General features: G+C 72.8%; 16 protein-coding genes and 2 pseudogenes. 12 read left to right on the top strand and 6 right to left on the bottom strand.

What is annotated here, in order from left to right:
* Positions 1–90 precede the first annotated feature (90 nt).
* Together BJF80_RS17145 and BJF80_RS17140 are read right to left on the bottom strand one after the other, a co-directional pair.
* Positions 91–1,065, bottom strand: a complete 975-nt coding sequence (locus BJF80_RS17145; protein WP_143553834.1) for a glutathione S-transferase family protein — start codon at positions 1,063–1,065, stop codon at positions 91–93.
* Positions 1,055–2,446, bottom strand: coding sequence for a dipeptidase (locus BJF80_RS17140; RefSeq protein ID WP_075815498.1), 1,392 nt, complete (start codon positions 2,444–2,446; stop codon positions 1,055–1,057). The genes BJF80_RS17145 and BJF80_RS17140 overlap by 11 nt, the downstream gene beginning before the upstream one ends.
* A 78-nt stretch (positions 2,447–2,524) precedes the next feature.
* Between BJF80_RS17140 and BJF80_RS17135 the strand changes: the two genes are divergently transcribed.
* The 4 genes from BJF80_RS17135 (at position 2,525) to BJF80_RS17120 (ending at position 5,251) form a co-directional block, all read left to right on the top strand.
* Positions 2,525–3,130: a DUF3043 domain-containing protein gene (locus BJF80_RS17135; RefSeq protein WP_075815496.1), complete on the top strand. Its 606-nt coding sequence runs from the start codon at positions 2,525–2,527 to the stop codon at positions 3,128–3,130.
* A gap of 29 nt (positions 3,131–3,159) precedes the next feature.
* A complete protein-coding gene (locus BJF80_RS17130) occupies positions 3,160–3,714 on the top strand; it encodes a DUF937 domain-containing protein (protein WP_158068560.1) in 555 nt (184 codons plus the stop codon).
* An 81-nt stretch (positions 3,715–3,795) separates the two neighbouring features.
* Positions 3,796–4,353 carry a bifunctional adenosylcobinamide kinase/adenosylcobinamide-phosphate guanylyltransferase gene (locus BJF80_RS17125; RefSeq protein ID WP_022924790.1) on the top strand — a complete coding sequence of 186 codons (558 nt, stop codon included), beginning with the start codon at positions 3,796–3,798 and terminating at the stop codon, positions 4,351–4,353.
* A gap of 187 nt (positions 4,354–4,540) precedes the next feature.
* A complete protein-coding gene (locus BJF80_RS17120; protein WP_075815492.1) occupies positions 4,541–5,251 on the top strand; it encodes an HAD family hydrolase in 711 nt (236 codons plus the stop codon).
* Positions 5,252–5,355: 104 nt separating this feature from the next.
* On the opposite strand, the pseudogene gcvT reads toward BJF80_RS17120, so the two are convergent.
* A pseudogene (gene gcvT / locus BJF80_RS17115) lies at positions 5,356–6,467 on the bottom strand (glycine cleavage system aminomethyltransferase GcvT).
* Positions 6,468–6,597: 130 nt separating this feature from the next.
* Between gcvT and BJF80_RS17110 the strand changes: the two are divergent.
* Positions 6,598–8,124, top strand: a complete 1,527-nt coding sequence (locus BJF80_RS17110) for a leucyl aminopeptidase (protein ID WP_075815490.1) — start codon at positions 6,598–6,600, stop codon at positions 8,122–8,124.
* 72 nt (positions 8,125–8,196) lie between these two features.
* Here BJF80_RS17110 and BJF80_RS18985 read toward each other — a convergent pair whose 3' ends face one another.
* Positions 8,197–8,373: a DUF5302 domain-containing protein gene (locus tag BJF80_RS18985; RefSeq protein ID WP_022924794.1), complete on the bottom strand. Its 177-nt coding sequence runs from the start codon at positions 8,371–8,373 to the stop codon at positions 8,197–8,199.
* Between the two features lie 189 nt (positions 8,374–8,562).
* Between BJF80_RS18985 and BJF80_RS17105 the strand changes: the two genes are divergently transcribed.
* The 3 genes and pseudogenes from BJF80_RS17105 to BJF80_RS17100 all read left to right on the top strand — a co-directional run bounded on the left by BJF80_RS17105 (position 8,563) and on the right by BJF80_RS17100 (position 11,523).
* Positions 8,563–10,290, top strand: a complete 1,728-nt coding sequence (locus BJF80_RS17105) for a biotin/lipoyl-containing protein (protein ID WP_414899306.1) — start codon at positions 8,563–8,565, stop codon at positions 10,288–10,290.
* Positions 10,191–10,544, top strand: a pseudogene (locus tag BJF80_RS21720) (2-oxo acid dehydrogenase subunit E2); the annotation flags it as partial. The gene BJF80_RS17105 and the pseudogene BJF80_RS21720, both read left to right, overlap by 100 nt.
* 10 nt (positions 10,545–10,554) lie before the next feature.
* Positions 10,555–11,523 (top strand): TIGR01777 family oxidoreductase, encoded by a 969-nt coding sequence (locus tag BJF80_RS17100; protein ID WP_075815488.1) that lies wholly within the window; start codon positions 10,555–10,557, stop codon positions 11,521–11,523.
* A gap of 2 nt (positions 11,524–11,525) precedes the next feature.
* On the opposite strand, the gene BJF80_RS18980 is transcribed toward BJF80_RS17100, so the two are convergent.
* Both BJF80_RS18980 and BJF80_RS17095 read right to left on the bottom strand, forming a co-directional pair.
* Positions 11,526–11,684, bottom strand: coding sequence for a hypothetical protein (locus BJF80_RS18980; protein ID WP_158068559.1), 159 nt, complete (start codon positions 11,682–11,684; stop codon positions 11,526–11,528).
* Entirely contained in the window at positions 11,648–13,183 is a 1,536-nt protein-coding gene (locus tag BJF80_RS17095) for a serine/threonine-protein kinase (protein WP_075815486.1), read from the bottom strand. The genes BJF80_RS18980 and BJF80_RS17095 overlap by 37 nt, the downstream gene beginning before the upstream one ends.
* 86 nt (positions 13,184–13,269) lie before the next feature.
* Between BJF80_RS17095 and lipB the strand changes: the two genes are divergently transcribed.
* The 4 genes from lipB to lipA all read left to right on the top strand — a co-directional run bounded on the left by lipB (position 13,270) and on the right by lipA (position 17,271).
* Positions 13,270–13,935, top strand: coding sequence for a lipoyl(octanoyl) transferase LipB (gene lipB, locus BJF80_RS17090; protein ID WP_075815484.1), 666 nt, complete (start codon positions 13,270–13,272; stop codon positions 13,933–13,935).
* A gap of 165 nt (positions 13,936–14,100) precedes the next feature.
* Entirely contained in the window at positions 14,101–15,072 is a 972-nt protein-coding gene (locus BJF80_RS17085; RefSeq protein ID WP_321166440.1) for an ABC transporter ATP-binding protein, read from the top strand.
* A gap of 201 nt (positions 15,073–15,273) precedes the next feature.
* Entirely contained in the window at positions 15,274–16,107 is an 834-nt protein-coding gene (locus BJF80_RS17080; protein ID WP_075815482.1) for an ABC transporter permease subunit, read from the top strand.
* Between the two features lie 117 nt (positions 16,108–16,224).
* Positions 16,225–17,271: a lipoyl synthase gene (lipA, locus tag BJF80_RS17075; protein WP_075815480.1), complete on the top strand. Its 1,047-nt coding sequence runs from the start codon at positions 16,225–16,227 to the stop codon at positions 17,269–17,271.
* The last annotated feature ends 5 nt before the right edge of the window (positions 17,272–17,276 follow it).

Below are 17,276 nucleotides of genomic sequence, written 5' to 3'. Positions count from 1 at the left end.
TCGAGTCGGCGAGGTCGCGCCCGTGCTGCCTGAGGGGTCGTCGGGCTGCTGGGTCTGATCAGTCACGAGCGCCGATCGTAGCGGGGTGGTTCAGCCGAGCTCCTCGCGACCGTGCGGCGTGGTCCACCCGCTGGTGTCCGGGCCCAGCGGCACGACCCCGGTGGGGTTGATGTCGCGGTGCGTGGCGTAGTAGTGCGCCTTGACCTGCTCGAAGTCGGTCGTGGCGCCGAAGTCCCACGTCTGCCACAGGTCGCGGGCGTAGGCCCACAGCACCGGCATCTCGGTGAGCTTGTGCCGGTTGCACTTGAAGTGGCCGTGGTACGCCGCGTCGAAGCGCACGAGCGTCGGCCAGAGCCGGACGTCGGCCAGGGTGAGCTGGTCACCCACGAGGTAGCGCTGGTGCTCCAGCCGGTCCGAGAGCCAGTCGAGGCGGGAGAAGAGCCGCTGGTATGCCTCCTCGTAGGCCTCCTGGCTGCCGGCGAAACCACACTGGTAGACGCCGTTGTTGACGTCGGTGTAGACGAGGTCGGAGACCTCCTCGATCTGGTCCCGCAGGTGCTCGGGCCACAGGTCGGGGGCGCCCGGCCGGTGGTGGTCGCCCCACTCGGTGACGAGGTCCTTGACCATCTGGTGGAAGTCGTTGGTCACGACCCTGCCCGAGGTCGTGTCGACGAAGGCCGGGACGGTGATGCCGGACTCCGGGTAGCCCTCGGGCCGCGCGTCGTAGGCGTCCTTCAGCCGAGGTATGCCCAGGACCGGGTCCACCCCGCCCGGGTCCAGGTCGAAGGTCCAGGAGTCGGCGTCGTGCACCGGGCCGGCCACGCCCATACCGATCACGTCCTGCAGCCCCAGCAGGTGCCTGGTGAGGATCATCCGGTGCGCCCAGGGGCAGGCCCGCGAGGTGATCAGCCGGTAGCGTCCCGGCTCCACCGGGAAGCCGTCGCGCCCGTCCCGGGTGATCCGGTCCGGGATGTAGCGGGTCTTGCGCTCGAACCCACCGTCCGGGTTGACGTAGCTGCCGCCACCGGACTCGGCGCCGCCGTTAGTTGAACCGTCACTCATCATGGTCCCCATCATGCCCCGTCGCGGCCAGACGTTCCAGCAGGAGCGCCTCGGCCACGCAGACCCGCTCGAACTCACCGAGGTGCAGGCTCTCGTTGGCGGCGTGCGCCCGGGTGTCCGGGTCCTCCACCCCGGTGACGAGGATCGCCGCGTCCGGGAAGCGCTCGGCGAAGGCCGCGACGAACGGGATCGACCCGCCGACGCCGATGTCGACCGCGTCCACCCCGTCCCAGGCGTCCCGGAAGGCCGACCGCGCCACGTCGTAGACCGGTCCGCGCGCGTCCGCGGCGAAGCCGACCCCGTCGTCGACGACCTCGACGTCGACCCGGCAGCCCCAGGGCGCGTGCTCCAGCAGGTGGGTCCGCAGGGCCTCGGCGGCGGTCGCCGGGTCCTCCTCCGGGTGCAGCCGCATGGACAGCTTGGCCCGGCCGACCGGGGTGAGCAGGTTGGCCGCGGTGTCCACCGAGGGGGCGTCGATCCCGATCACGGTGAGGGAGGGCCGGGTCCACATCCGGGAGAGCAGCGAGCCGGTGCCGATCGGCCGGACGCCCTCGGGCAGCCCGGCGTCCGCGCGCAGGTCCTCCTCGGTGAAGTCGAGGTCGGCCGCCTCGGAGGTGCGCAGACCGGGGACGGCCACGTCGCCCGCCTCGTCGTGCAGCGTCGCGAGCAGGCGGCAGAGCGCGGTCAGCCCGTCGGGCACGACGCCACCGTAGAGGCCGCTGTGCAGCCCGTGCTCCAGCGCCCGCACCTCCACGACGACGCGGACCATCCCCCGCAACGTGGTCGTCAGGGCGGGGACCCCGATCTTCCAGTTGTGCGAGTCGGCGAGCACGATGGCGTCGCACCGCAGCGACTCGCCGTGCTGCTGCAGGATCGTCGGCAGCGAGTCCGAGCCCACCTCCTCCTCACCCTCGACGAAGACCGTCACCCCCACCGGCGGCCGACCGCCGTGGGCGCGCAGCGCCGCGACGTGCGCCATGATGCCCGCCTTGTCGTCCGCGACGCCACGGGCATACAGGCGCTCGCCCACCTGGGTCGGCTCGAAGACCGGGGTGTCCCAGTCCTCCTGCGCACCGGGCGGCTGGACGTCGTGGTGGGCGTAGAGCAGGACCGTGGGCGACCCGGGCGGGCCGTCACGGTGACCGATGACCGCCGGTCGCCCGCCCTCGCGCACGATCCGGACGTCCAGGCCCTCGGCACGGAGCAGGTCCGCGGTGGCCTGGGCGCTGTCGTCCACGTGCCGCTGGTCGAAGGAGTCCAGGGACACCGACGGTATGCGGGTCAGGGCCTCGAGGTCCGAGCGCACCCCCGGCATGAGGTCCCGGACCCGGGCGGTGAGATCGGCGGTGCGGTCGGCGTCGGCGTCGGCGGCGAGGTGCTCCATGAACCCCAGGCTATCCGCGTGTCCTGGCGCCGCGGGCCCGCAGCAGCACCCCTCGGGCTCACCTACACTCGGGGGGTGATGTTCGGGAAGAGGTCGAGCGAGCTGACCGAGACCAACCTCGAGGCGGCCCAGCAGCAGGCCCAGGCGACGGTCGACCCCGCGCGCCCCGCGGGCAAGGGCCGGCCCACCCCGAAGCGTCGGGACGCCGAGCGCGCCAACCGCCGGCCGCTGGTGGTGGACAAGAAGACCATGAGCGCCGAGCAGAAGGCGAAGGTCCGCACCGAGCGGGCCCGGATGCGCGAGGCCATGCTCAGCGGTGAGGAGAAGTACCTCCCCGCCCGGGACAAGGGACCCGAGCGCCGCTTCCTGCGCGACGCCGTGGACGTGCGGTGGAACGTCGGCGAGATCCTGCTGCCCGCGATGATCCTCGTGCTCGCGGTCTCGCTGCTGCCCTTCGAGTGGGCCCGCGGCGGCACCTTCCTCGTGGCCTACACCCTCATGCTGGGCGGCGTCATCGACGTGTGGCTGCTGTGGCGCCGCACCAAGAAGCGCTTCACCGCGACCTTCGGGCAGGAGCCGGGCCGTGGCTCGGCGTGGTATGTCGTGCTCCGGGCCTTCCAGATGCGGCGCAGCCGGATCCCGCGCCCCGCCGTGGCACGTGGCGAGGAGCTGCGCCGGCGCTGACCCGCGCACCTGGGACGCACCGTGGCGCCGTGGCTTCCGTGCTTCACCAGGGCGGACCGGCCACCGGTGCCCTAGGGTCGGACCCGCACCGGCTCCGCCGAGCGAACCGACGGCGCCCGGTCGTTGCTGTCGGCCCTCGGTCGCACCAGAACGGCCTCGCCGACGGGGCAGCGCTGGACCAGATCGACGTGCAGGACGAGGAGAAGATCGTCGGTCACGTCTTCGGCGGCAACACCGACGGCGTCGTCAACCGGCTCGGGGCGATGTCGGGGTCGCAGACCTCGTCCCTCGTCCGCAAGCTGCTCCCGATCCTGGCGCCCATCGTGCTCTCCTGGCTGGCCAAGCAGGTGGTCGGCGGATCCACGGCGACCCCGGGGCAGTCGACGCCCGGGCAGCCGAACGGCCCGCTCGGGCAGGGACGCGCCACCACCGAGGACCCGACGGAGCAGCGGTCCACCGACCTGACCTCCGTGCTGCAGGACGTCCTCGGCTCCGCCCTGGGCAGCGCGACCGGCACCGGCTCCTCGGGGTCCTCCGGCGGCATCCTCGGCGACGTGCCGGGCGGCATCCTGGGTCGCCGCTGAGGGCGCCGGCACCCGTCGCGACGCTTTGTATGCTGACCGGCGACAGTTCCCCAGCCCCGAGCCCGAGGAGCGCCGGCCACGATGACGTCCACCCTGGTCCTCGGCAGCGACGGTAGCGGCGTCGCCCGCCATGCCACCTCCCTCCTGCGCGGTCACGACGCGGTGACCTGCCTGGTCACTGCCAGCCCGCCGGTCCCCGCCGGGATCGCCGACTTCCGTGAGCGGCTGGGCCAGGTGCCCGGCGAGCGGCCGGAGGGCTGGACCGAGGTGCCGGTGACCAGCCTGGCCATGGCCCTGCTCGCCTCCCGGCGGCCGGTCCTGCTGAGCAGCGTCCCTGATTGGCTCTGGTCGGTCGTCGAGGCCGAGGGCCTGTGGGCCGACCCTCGTGCCGCCGCCCGGCACATGGAGCCCATGCTGGAGGAGGCTGCGGTCGCGCTACGCGCCGTGCCCTTCGACGTGGTGCTGGTGAGCAACGAGCCCGCTGCGCCGACCGCGTCGGACGACCGGGACACGCTGCTCCTGGCCGAGCTGCTCGGGGTGGCGAACACCCGCCTGTCGGCGGCCTGCGCCCAGGTGCACGTCGTCACCGCCGGCCGGGTGCTCGACCTGTCGGGCGCGCGGCCGGTCCCGGCCGGCTGAGGCGAAGCCGCACCGGCTCTCCAGCAGCCACCAACGACCGCACCTGAGGCTCCAGCTCGTGCTCCACGGTCGACGGCTGCGCGTCACTGCGCTCGCTCGCCCTGGTCATCACGCGTCCTCCGACGCCTGCCGAGGGTCGTCCGACCGATAGTGTCGCGCCCATGACGACCACACCGGGGCAGGACGCATGACTTCGACACGCGACACCGTGCTGCTGGATGTCGACGGCACCCTGGCCGACTCCACCTACCACCACGCCCTGGCCTGGGCCCGGGCGTTCGCCCGCTTCGGCCTCACCCCTGCGCTCTGGCGGGCGCACCGAGCGATCGGCATGGGTGGGGACAAGCTGGTCGCTGTGGTGACCGATGACGAGGTGGAAGCCCGTATCGGTGACGACCTGCGGAACGCCTGGGAACAGGAGTACTCCCGCATCCTCGGCGAGGTCGTGCTGCTGGAGGGGGCCAGTGAGCTGGTGCTGTCGCTGCACGAGCGCGGGCTGAGGGTGGCCCTGGCTTCTTCGGGCAAGAAGCGGTTCACCGATCACATCATCGAGCTGCTGGACCTGCCCGAGGGGGTGCTCAGCACCGTCACCACCTCTGAGGACGCCGAACAGTCCAAGCCGGCGCCGGACATCCTCGGGGTCGCCCTGCGACGGGCAGGAGGTGAGCGCGCCGTCCTCGTCGGTGACACACCGTATGACGTGGCCTCCGCAGCACGGATGGGTGCGCCCTGCGTCGTGGTGCGCTCCGGTGGGTTCGGGGTGCAGGAGTTGCGAGACGCCGGGGCCGTCCTGATCGTCGATGGCCCCCGAGACCTGATCACTGCCGACTGGGGCGAGCTGTGTCGGGCCGAGCCACCGCTGGGCTCGGACGACCCGCAGGAGCCGTTGCCGCACTGATCTGGGGTTGCGGACGACGCCACCACCGTCGACAACGAGCTGGCACGCCGGCCCCAGGGCCATGAGGCAACCGGTGGTCGGTGCCAGCAACGGGCGGTGAGAACTCAGCCCGCGGCGCCACCCTCGACGAAGGGCGGCTTGCTGACCTCCACCGGGACCTCCCGACCGCGGACCTCGACCACGAGCTCGGTGCCCTGCTCGGTGCCCCGGTCCAGGAGCGCGAGCGCGATCCCCTGCTTGCGGGTCGGGCTGAAGGTGCCGGAGGTCACCTCGCCCACCTCCTGACCGGAGGAGTCGAGCACCCGGCACCCGGCTCGCGGGATGCCCCGGCCGGTGACGACCAGCCCGCCTCCCAGCCGACACTCCTTGGCCTCCCGCTGCGCGGTGAGGACCTCCCGGCCCCAGAAGGCCTTCTTGCCCCACCCGACGGCCCAGCCGGTGCGGCCCATGACCGGGGTGATCTCGTCGGAGAGCTCGTGGCCGTGCAGGGCATACCCCATCTCGGTCCGCAGCGTGTCGCGCGCGCCCAGGCCGCAGGGCAGGCCGCCCAGCGGCTCCATCGCGGCGGTGAGGGCGTCCCAGAGCGCGGGCGCGTCGGCGCTGGCGCAGACCAGCTCGTAGCCGCGCTCCCCGGTGTAGCCGGTGCGGCACACGGTGACCGGCACGCCCTGCCACTGCGCCTCGACGAAGCTCATGTAGTCGTGGCCGGTCGGCAGCCCGAGCTCGTCCATGACCTCGTCGACGCGCGGCCCCTGAAGCGCGAGGATGGCGTAGTCGTGGTGCTGGTTCTCCACGCTCACGTCCTCGGGGCGCTGCTCCGCCTCCTGGAGCAGCTCGACCACCCGGGCGGTGTTGGCGGCGTTGGGGATGAGGAAGACCTCGTCCTCGGAGCGCAGGTAGGCGATCATGTCGTCGACGACGCCCCCGTCGGAGGAGCAGCACATCGTGTACTGCGCCTTGCCGGGCTCGATGCGGTCCAGGTCGTTGGTCAGGCAGCTGTTGAGGAAGTCCTTGGCGCCCGGCCCCTTGACCAGGCGTTGCCGAGGTGGGAGACGTCGAAGAGGCCCACCCGCTCCCGGACGGCGGTGTGCTCGGCGACGACGCCACCACCGGGGTACTCGATCGGCATGGACCAGCCGCCGAAGTCGGCCATCTTGGCCCCGAGCGCGAGGTGCCGGTCGTGCAGCGGGGACGTCGTCGTCGTGGAATCGCTCATGGGGCTCACCCTAGTGGGCGGTGCGGTGCCCTAGTCTCGGAGTCGACAGCCCGACCCGACCGTCGGGTCACCGAGCGAGCGACGCGGGACCGGAGAGGCCTCGTGACCGCGTCAGACAAGGACGACATCCATGAGCGACCGCCTGCCCGTGAGCTTCACGACCGTCGAGCTCGCCACCGCCGAGGTCGACGCCCTCGTCCTGGGGGCCACCAAGCGCGACGGTGCGCTCGCCCTGCTCGAGGGGCACGGGCTGGACGAGAGCACGGCGCAGGCGCTCTCCGCGGCCCTGTCGACGCTGGGCGCGGAGGGCACGACCGACGAGCTCACCCGGCTGGCCGGGGTCGACGGCGTCGCAGCGGGGCTGATCCTGGTCGTCGGGGTGGGCGGGAGCGGCCCCGCGCCGCGGACCGAGCAGCTCAAGCGGGCCGCCGGCGTCGCCGCACGGTCCCTCGCCGGTCGCGGCTCGGCCCTCTTCGCCCTGGGGCAGCAGGACCGCGACCAGGCCGTCGCGGTCGCCGAGGGCGCCGCGCTGGGGGCCTACAGCTACGTCGAGCAGCACGGCGCGGGCAAGGCCGGATCGAGGAAGGACCCGCTGGGCTCGGTCCTCGTGCGAGGCCTGGACGGCGAGGACGCCACGACCGCGCAGGCCGAGGTGTCGGCGGTCGTCGCTGCCGTGTCCTACGCCCGTGACCTGGTCAACACCCCGCCGAACCTGCTCTACCCCGAGACCTTCGCCGCGGACGTCGTGGAGCGGGCGCAGGCCGCCGGCGTGGAGGTCGAGGTGTGGGACCCGGAGCAGCTCGCCGCGGAGGGCTGCGGCGGCATCATCGGGGTGGGCCAGGGCTCGGCGCGCGGTCCGCGCCTGGTGACCCTGCGCTACACCCCCGAGGGAGCCACCCGGCACCTGGCCCTCGTGGGCAAGGGCATCACCTTCGACTCCGGCGGCCTGTGCCTCAAGCCGGGCGCCTCGATGGTGACGATGAAGATGGACATGGGCGGCGCCGCGGCGTGCGCCGCCGCCACCCTCGCCATCGCCGAGCTGGGCCTGCCGGTCCAGGTGACGGCATACCTCTGCCTGGCGGAGAACATGACCGGCGACCTGGCCCAGCGCCCGGGCGACGTCGTGACGATGCGCGGCGGACGCACGGTCGAGATCATCAACACCGACGCCGAGGGGCGCCTGGTCATGGCTGACGGCCTGGCGCTGGCCACCGAGCAGCAGCCGGACGCCATCGTCGACGTGGCCACGCTGACCGGTGCCTGCATCGTCGCGCTGGGCGAGCGGACCATCGGCGTCATGGGCAACGACGACGAGCTGCGCGACTCGATCGTGCGGATGGGCACCGAGGCCGGGGACACCGCCTGGGCGCTGCCGATGCCGGAGGAGATCCGTCCCACCCTCGACACCCCGGTGGCGGACCTGAAGCACACCGGGGAGCGCTCCGCCGGGGCCATGGTCGCCGCGACCTTCCTCCAGGAGTTCGTCGGCACCCGAGGCGCGGTCGAGGGCGAGGACGCCACCCAGATCCCCTGGGCGCACCTCGACATCGCCGGTCCCGCGTTCAACGAGAAGTCGGCCTGGGGCTACTACCCCAAGGGCGCGACCGGTGCCGGAGTCCGCTCGCTGGTGGCACTCGCCCGGTCCTACGCCGGCTGACCGGGCCGCAGTACGCACGAGGGGCACCACCCGTCGCGGGTGGTGCCCCTCGCGTCCGTCTGCCGGGCGACGTCAGCCGCTCTTGCGGCGGAACATCTGCTGGGCACCCGAGGTCTTGGCGTCACGCTCCTGCGCGACCTTGCCGTGCTCGGAGTGGTCCGAGACATCCGTCCCGCCGTGGGCCTGCTTCTTGGCCAGTGCCTCGCGGAACTTGGCCTTGACGTCGTCCGTGACCGGATCGTCGCTCATCGGGCCACCTCCTCACTCTCGCCGGACATGACGCGCCCACCCTGGCACGCCGATCGGAGCGTCCGCCACCGAATTCCGGGCAGGTGGCAGGATGGTCCACGGACGGCCTTCCAGGGTGGCACCACGCCTGACCCAACGGCAGCATCACCCGTAGACTGCAGACCCCGGACGAGGAGAGAGTCAACAGACATGTCGGAACGTGTATCGATGCCCGCCCTCGGTGAGTCCGTCACCGAGGGGACCGTGACCCGCTGGCTCAAGAGCGTCGGCGACTCCGTCGAGGTCGACGAGCCGCTGCTCGAGGTCTCTACCGATAAGGTCGACACCGAGATCCCCTCGCCCGTCGCGGGCACGCTGCAGGAGATCCTCGCCGAGGAGGACGAGACCGTCGAGGTCGGCGCCGACCTGTGCGTCGTCGGGGACGGCGACGGGGGCGACAGCAGCGACTCCGGCGGCTCGGACGCGCAGGCCGACGAGGAGGACTCCCAGCAGGAGGACTCCGGCGACGCTGATGAGTCCGACGAGCAGGAGCAGGAGTCCGGGGACTCCGGTGAGAGCCAGGACGCGAGCGACTCGAAGGAGAAGAGCAGCGAGGACACCGGGTCCGGGGACTCGGATGGCTCCTCCGGGGGCGGCGGTGGCTCGGAGGGCGAGACCGTGACCATGCCGGCGCTGGGCGAGTCGGTGACCGAGGGCACCGTCACCCGCTGGCTCAAGTCCGAGGGCGACTCCGTCGAGGTCGACGAGCCGCTGCTGGAGGTCTCCACCGACAAGGTCGACACCGAGATCCCCTCCCCCGTCGCCGGCGTCCTGACCTCGATCCTCGCCGGGGAGGACGAGACCGTGGAGGTCGGCGGCGAGCTCGCCGTCATCGGTGGCGAGTCCTCGGGCGGCTCGGACGAGCAGGCGAGCTCCTCCGCCGACGAGCAGGAGCAGGCCGCGGACGACGAGCAGCCCCGGCAGGAGACCTCCGGGGACGCGTCGTCCGACGACTCCGACTCCTCCGACGGTGACCTCGCCGAGGAGCAGGACAAGCAGGAGCAGGCCGCGCAGGAGGCCTCCGAGGCCTCGGGCTCGACCTCGCAGGCCGACGACAGCGGTGAGGCGGTCGGTGTCGGCACCACCTCCGCCGAGGCCGGTTCCACCTCGCACAAGGACGCCGACGGCGACGGCACGCGGGACGTGGAGCAGCGTCAGCAGTCCACGGCCTCAACGCCGCAGGGCCAGGACGTCAGTGCCTACGTCACGCCGCTGGTGCGCAAGCTCGCCGCCCAGCACGACGTCGACCTGGGCTCGCTCACCGGAACCGGTGTGGGAGGCCGCATCCGCAAGCAGGACGTGCTCGACGCCGCCCAGGCCAAGAAGGAGCAGCCTGCCGAGGCACCGGCGGCACAGGAGGAGAAGGCCGCCACGCCGGAGACCTCCGCCCCGTCCGGGGGCGGGTCCCCGAGCCCGGAGAGCGAGGCCAAGCGGGGCACGACCGAGAAGATGTCGCGCCTGCGCAAGGTCATCGCGGCCCGCATGGTGGAGTCGCTGCAGACGAGCGCCCAGCTGACCACGGTCATCGAGGTCGACGTCACGAAGATCTCCCGGCTGCGCAAGCGCGCCAAGGACGAGTTCCTCAAGCGGGAGGGCACCAAGCTCTCGTTCATGCCGTTCTTCGCGATGGCCGCCATCGAGGCGCTCAAGGAGCACCCGATCGTCAACGCCAGCGTCGAGGACGACTCCATCGTCTACCACGCGGCGGAGCACCTCGCGTCGCGGTCGACACCCCGCGCGGCCTGCTCGTGCCGGTCATCAAGGACGCCGGTGACCTCAACATCGCGGGCCTGGCACGCAAGATCGCCGACCTGGCCGAGCGCACCCGCGACAACAAGGTCACGCCGGACGAGCTGTCCGGCGGCACCTTCACCCTGACCAACACCGGGTCGCGCGGCGCGCTCTTCGACACCCCGATCATCAACCAGCCCAACGTCGGCATCCTCGGCACCGGCGCGGTGGTCAAGCGTCCGGTGGTCATCGTCGACGAGGACGGCATGGAGACGATCGCGATCCGCGACATGGTCTACCTCGCGATCAGCTACGACCACCGGGTCGTGGACGGCGCGGACGCCGCGCGCTTCCTGGCGACGATGAAGGAGCGCCTGGAGGACGGGAAGTTCGAGGTCTGAGGAGCCGGCGATGACCGATCCCGCATCCAGCAGCACGCGCGTCGTCGCGATCACCGGAGCCAGCGGGCTCATCGGGTCGGCGCTCAGCGAGGCGGTGCGCGAGCGCGGCGACGAGGTCGTGCACCTCGTGCGCCGCGACACGCGCCCCTCCGAGCAGCTGCCCGCAGGGGTCCGGGAGCAGACCTGGGACCCCGGGGCGGCGCTCGACCCCGAGGTGCTCGCCGGGGTGCACGGGGTCGTGCACCTGGCGGGTGCCGGCATCGGGGACAAGCGGTGGACGGACGAGCGCAAGAAGGTGCTGGTCTCCTCGCGGCTGGACGGCACCAGCACGATCGCTGACGCGCTCGCCGCGCTCGCGGATCGTGAGGGCGGCGCCTCGGGCGCGCCCCGGCTCGTGTCCGGCTCGGCCGTGGGCTACTACGGGGACCGCGGCGAGGAGGTGCTCACCGAGTCCAGCGGACCTGGTGAGGGCTTCCTGTCGCAGCTCTGCCAGGACTGGGAGGGTGCTACCGGGCCCGCCGAGCAGGCCGGGGTGCCGGTGGCGCACATCCGGACCGGCATCGTCCTGGCGCCCGGCGGCGGCGCGCTGGGGCGGTTGCTCCCGCTCGTGCGCCTCGGTCTCGGTGGGCCGCTCGCCGGCGGCGACGCCTGGTGGCCGTGGATCACCCTGGACGACCACGTGCGGGCGCTGCTCTTCCTTCTCGACCACCCGGAGATCACCGGCCCGGTCAACCTCGTCGGGCCCGCCCCGGCGACCCAGCTCCAGGTCACCCGGGCGCTGGCCGCCGAGCTGCACCGTCCGGCCATCGTGCCCGCGCCGGGATTCGCGCTGCGGATCGTCCTGGGCGAGATGTCCTCGGAGATCCTCTCCTCCACCCGGGCCCTGCCCGAGGTGCTGACCGGAGCGGGCTTCACCTTCGACCACGCCGATCTCCAGGCCGCAGCAGCCTGGGTGGTGCAGCAGGACCAGGCCGCCTGACCTCAGCGCGCCGGCGGCCCCCACTCCTGCAGCAGCCACCGTCCCCCGTGGCGGCTCAGCACGACCCGGACCTCGTCCTCCCGCGCACCGGCGGTGTGCACGACCTCCCCGTCGCGCCGCACCGTCAGCTGTGCACGGCGGACCGTGAGGTCGACCTCCACGCGCCCGTCCTGGACCGACGCGGTGCGGGCCCGGGAGACGGTGAAGTCGACCTGCGGATACGACACCCCGGCCCGGTCGGCCTCGGACAACTGGGAGAGTTCTGCCCTCGCCGCCGGGGAGCCCGGGGCGACGACCTCCTCGAGCCGTCCGGGGTCGACCTCCTCCCACGCTGCGGCACGCCCGTCGAGGAGCCCCTGGACGACCTCCGAGGCCCGGGCCTCGTCCCAGATCCCGTCCCGTCGATCCGGTCCCGCCGACGGGGTGGCCGTGTCGGGTTTTCCTCCCGCGGGTGGCACGGCCCGCACCGGCGGGGCCGGGGCAGTGGCCGCCGGCACGTTCGCCACAGCAGGACCGACGGACGGGGGCCCATCCCCGTGCGACACCGACGCGTGGGGCGGAGGACGACCACGACGCCGAGCACCCCCACCAGCAGCACCAGGACAGCAGCGAGGACGAGGCCCGGGCGGCGCCGCCGCGCACCGGCGGGGGCGCCGCTCTCCCGGTGCGCCCCACGACGGCGCGACGCCGCCACCCTGGGCGATGTCGGGTCCGGCACCCGCGCGGGCTCGGGCCGGGCCCGCCCGACGCCCCGTGCCAGGAGTCTCCTCCACCTCCCGCCCCGCGGCGGCTGCGCCTGCGCGGCGTCGGTCAGCGCCACCTGCCGCAGCCGCTCGGTGACCCCGACGGCGGCGTCCACGTCCGGCGCCACCTCCACCGGCTCCGGGTCGGCCACCGCGAGCAGCAGCGCCGGCAGCTCCTCGGCCCCGGGACGGTCCTCCGGCTGTGGAGCCATGCACCGCCGCACCAGGTCCACCAGGTCCGGGGCCAGCAGTGGCGCAACCTCGGCCAGCGGCGGACGGTCGAAGCCCGGGCCGGGCACGTCGCCGACCAGCGCGAGCCAGGCCAGCGCACCCACCTGGTAGACGTCGGACTCAGAGGTTGCAGCGAAACCCTCGACGACCTCGGGCGCCACCATGCCGTCGGGCCCACGGGTCCCCCAGCCGCGCAGGCCGTCCTCCCCGGTCACACGGGCAGTGCCGAGGTCGCCGAGCAGGGGCATACCGTCGCTGCGGAAGACCACGTTGCCCGGCGACACGTCACCATGCACGACGCCGAGCCGGTGCAGTTCGGCCAGCGCCGAGGAGACCGGGTGCAGCACGGTCACCAGCTCCCCCGGCGACAGCAGCCTCCGGCTCTGCAGGACCTGGGCCAGCGAGCCTCCGGCCGCGAGCTGGGTGACCAGGGCCACGGTGGGGTCCTGCGGTGACCCGAGCGGCAGCACGTCGTAGAGCCGCAGGACGTGCTCGTGCCGCAGCCCCGCCATGAGGCCCGCCTCGGCGAGCACGGCCGGCACGTCGGCCGCCCCACCCTTCGGGCGCACGAGCTTGAGCGCGACCGGCAGACCGTCCGCGTGCCGACGGCCCCGCCACACCTCGGCGCTCGCGCCTCGACCTAGCCGGCCGAGCACGTCGTATCCGGGGACGGTCGGCAGGTTCATGAGCCCAGCCTGCCGTGAGCGGCGCGAGCGCCGCAGGAGTTGTCCACAGCCCCAGGGCGCGGACGCGCACGGACTACAGTGGGCCTATGCGCGTCGAGCACCTCGGTCTGGCCCCCGACCTCGTGGACTACGAGCAGGCGTGGGAGCACCAACGTGAGGTGCACGCCGAGGTCGTCGCGGGCAGCCTCCCGGACACCGTGCTCCTGCTGGAGCACGCGGCGGTCTACACCGCCGGGAAGCGCACCGAGGCCCATGAGCGGCCGCTCGACGGCACGCCGGTCGTCGACGTCGACCGCGGGGGCAAGATCACCTGGCACGGCCCGGGGCAGCTCGTGGGCTACCCGATCGTTCGGCTCCCCTCCCCCGTCGACGTGGTCGCGCACGTGCGCCGGCTGGAGGACGTGATGATCGGGGTATGCCGTGAGCTGGGCGTCGAGACCACCCGGGTCGAGGGGAGGTCAGGGGTCTGGCTCCCGGCCGACGGCACGCGCCCGGAGCGCAAGATCGGCGCCATCGGGATCCGGGTCAGCCAGGACGTCACCATGCACGGCTTCGCGCTCAACTGCGACTGCGACCTGGGCTGGGCGGACGCCATCATCCCCTGCGGGATCGCCGACGCCGGGGTGACCTCGTTGACCGCGGAGCTCGGTCGTCACGTCCCCGTCGCCGAGGTGCTGCCGCTGGTCGAGGACCACCTCGCCCGGGTGCTCGACCCCGTGACCCCGGGGCAGCCGACCGTGCCGACCCGCTGACCACGGCCCCGGCGTACTCTCGCCACGACCGCATACCCGTGTTCCGGACGGGATTCCGGACACGCTGCAACACACGCCTCCCTACGGACACAAGCAGGGTTGACTGAGCCTGCAGGGGTTCGGCCGTGAGGCTGCCCACCGACGCCAGGAGGACAGCTGTTGAGCGTGCCGCACGTCGCCCTCACCGACGAGGGCCCCGCGGTGACCACCCGTGGGCTGCGCAAGACCTACCGGACCGTGCGGGGACGCCGGGTGGCGGTGCACGGGCTGGACATGGACGTGCCCGCGGGCGGGGTGCACGGCTTCCTCGGGCCGAACGGCTCGGGCAAGACCACGACCATCCGGATGCTGCTGGGGCTGGTGCGGCCCGACCGCGGCGACGTGCAGATCTTCGGCACACCGGTGCCGCAACAGCTGCCACAGGTGGTCGACCGGGTGGGGGCCATCGTCGAGTCGCCGAAGTTCTTCCCCACGTTCACCGGGGCGCGCAACCTGGCGCTGCTGGCCCAGGCCATCGGCACCCCGCAGAGCCGGGTCGGCGAGGTCCTCGACGAGGTCGGGCTGGGCTCCCGAGGGCGCGACACCTTCACGTCCTACTCGCTGGGCATGAAGCAGCGGCTGGCCATCGCGGCCACCCTGCTCAAGTCGCCGGACCTGCTCATCTTCGACGAGCCCACCAACGGGCTGGACCCGGCGGGCATCCACGAGATCCGCCGGACCATGCGCCGCCTCGCCGACGAGGGCCGCACCGTGCTCGTGAGCAGCCACATCCTGTCCGAGGTCGAGCAGATCGCCGACACGGTCACCATCATCGGGCGTGGCCGGGTGCTGGCGCAGGGCTCGGTGGCCGGACTGATCGGCGGGGGCGGGGAGAGCGTCGAGGTCGGGGTGAGACACCCCGGCGCCGCCGCCCGCCTCCTGCGTGACGCCGGCTTCACCGTGGACTGGCGGGCGCTCCCGCAGGGCGAGGACGCCGCCGAGGCGCTGGCCCGGGCCGACGGCTCGCAGGAGTCCGGTCTGCTCACCGTCACCGGCGCCCAGCCGGCCGAGATCACCCGGCTGCTGGCCGGCCAGGGGCTGTGGGTCGAGCGGCTCGTGCCGAGCGTCGCGGGTTGGAGCAGATCTTCCTCGAGCTGACCGAGGACGATGCGCTCGCCAGCACCATGGACGAGCGGGGAGGAGCGGCGTGATGCGGCTCACGGTCGTCGAGGTTCGGCGCCTGCTGTGGCGTCGTGTCCCCGCGCTGGCGGTCCTGGCCGCGGTGATCATCTCCGTGATCGCCCTCATCGGCGTGCACGGCCAGGCGCGGCAGATCGCGCAGGCACGGGCGGGCGCGACGTGGCGCTGGAGCAGGCCATCGCGGACTGGGAGGAGAACGGTGAGCAATACCTGCAGGAGTGCCTGCAGGGGCAGGAGGACGAGCGTCGTGCCGCCGGGGACGCGAGCGTGGACTGGGGCTGCGACCAGATGGAGGCGCCTTCGGCGGAGCAGTGGTACGGCGACCTCCCGCCCGTCGGGGAGCAGTACACCGAGCTGCTCGCCATCGCCGTCTACCCGCTGCTGCTGCTCGCCCTGGCCGTCGGGTCGACCGGCGTGGCCGCCGAGTTCGGTCACCGCACCATGGGGTCCTTCCTCACCTTCGTCCCCCGCCGGGCCCCGGTCTTCGGCGCCAAGGTCCTCGCCGGTGCCCTGCTGTCGGTGCCGGTCGTCGCGGTCTGCCTGGTCGCGCTGGTCCTGGGCGTCCCGGCGGTCTACCGCCTCACCGGCAACGACCCGAGCATCCTGGCCGACGGCGTCCTGCCCTCGTTCTGGATGTCGGTGCGCATCCTGGGTCTCGGTCTCGCAGCCGGGGCCCTCGGCGCGGCCGCCGCCTTCGTCCTGCGGCACAGCGCCCTGGTCATCGGGCTCCTGGTGGGCTACCTCATGGTGGTCGAGGGGTTGCTGAGCAGCCTGCTGCCCGGCATCAGCCGCTTCTCCGTCGGGCGCAACGTCGAGGCGGTCGTGCGCGACGGGGTCGAGTGGATCACCTACACCAACTGCCGGGAGGTCGAGGGATGCCGCGAGGTGACGCAGCAGCTCAGCCTGGGGCAGGGCGTCCTCACCCTCTCGGTCGTCCTCGTGGTCGTCCTGGGGCTGGGTCTGCTGCGCTTCCTGCGCTCCGACATCGACTGACGACCTGAACCGGCCTCCCCGGGGCGGCGTCCGCGACGGGTGGGACCGGGCATACCCTGGAGTGGTGCAGCGTTGGACCGAGACCAGGCCACACGCATCGACAACGAGGGAGCACCTGTGACCGTCGCACCGGAGGGCCGTCGCCTGCTGCGCGTGGAGGCGCGCAACGCGGAGACCCCGATCGAGCGCAAGCCGGAGTGGATCCGCACCACCGCCAAGATGGGGCCGGAGTACCAGGAGCTGCACTCCATGGTGAAGAAGGGTGGGCTGCACACGGTCTGCCAGGAGGCGGGCTGTCCCAACATCTTCGAGTGCTGGGAGGACCGCGAGGCCACCTTCCTCATCGGGGGCGACATCTGCACCCGGCGGTGCGACTTCTGCGACATCTCGACCGGCCGCCCGCTGCCGCTGGACCTGGACGAGCCGCGCAAGGTCGCCGAGTCGATCCGGACGATGGAGCTGCGCTACGCCACCATCACCGGCGTCGCCCGGGACGACCAGAAGGACGGCGCGGCCTGGTTGTATGCCGAGGTCATCCGGAAGGTGCACGAGCTCAACCCGACCACCGGCGTCGAGATCCTCCCCCCGGACTTCGGTGCCGTGCCCGAGCTGGTGCAGCAGGTCTTCGACGCCCGGCCGGAGGTCTTCGCGCACAACCTGGAGACGGTGCCGCGCATCTTCAGGAAGATCCGCCCGGCCTTCACCTACGACAAGTCGCTGCGGGTGTTGTCGATGGCGCGCGACAATGAGCTGGTGACCAAGTCCAACCTCATCCTCGGCATGGGCGAGACCGAGGAGGAGATCGACCAGGCGATGCAGGACCTGCACGACGCGGGCTGCGACATCCTCACGATCACGCAGTATCTCCGCCCCTCCAAGCTGCACCACCCCATCGACCGCTGGGTCAAGCCGCAGGAGTTCGTGCACTGGTCCGAGCGCGCCGAGGAGATCGGCTTCAAGGGCGTCATGGCCGGGCCGCTGGTGCGCAGCTCCTACCGCGCCGGCAAGCTCTACGCGCAGGCCATGCGCCGCTGGGGCCGCGAGGTGCCCGAGAACCTGTCGCACCTGCGGCAGCAGGCCGAGGCCGACGTCCCGGCCCGGCAGGAGGCGGCCTCGCTCGTCGCCGCGGCGGAGCAGAAGCTGGCCACCGCCCGCGTATCCTGATCCCC

The organism is Serinicoccus sp. CUA-874, assembly GCF_001942225.1.
GTDB classification, from domain to species: Bacteria; Actinomycetota; Actinomycetes; order Actinomycetales; family Dermatophilaceae; genus Ornithinicoccus; species Ornithinicoccus marinus.
This window is presented reverse-complemented; position numbering and strand designations above follow the sequence as displayed.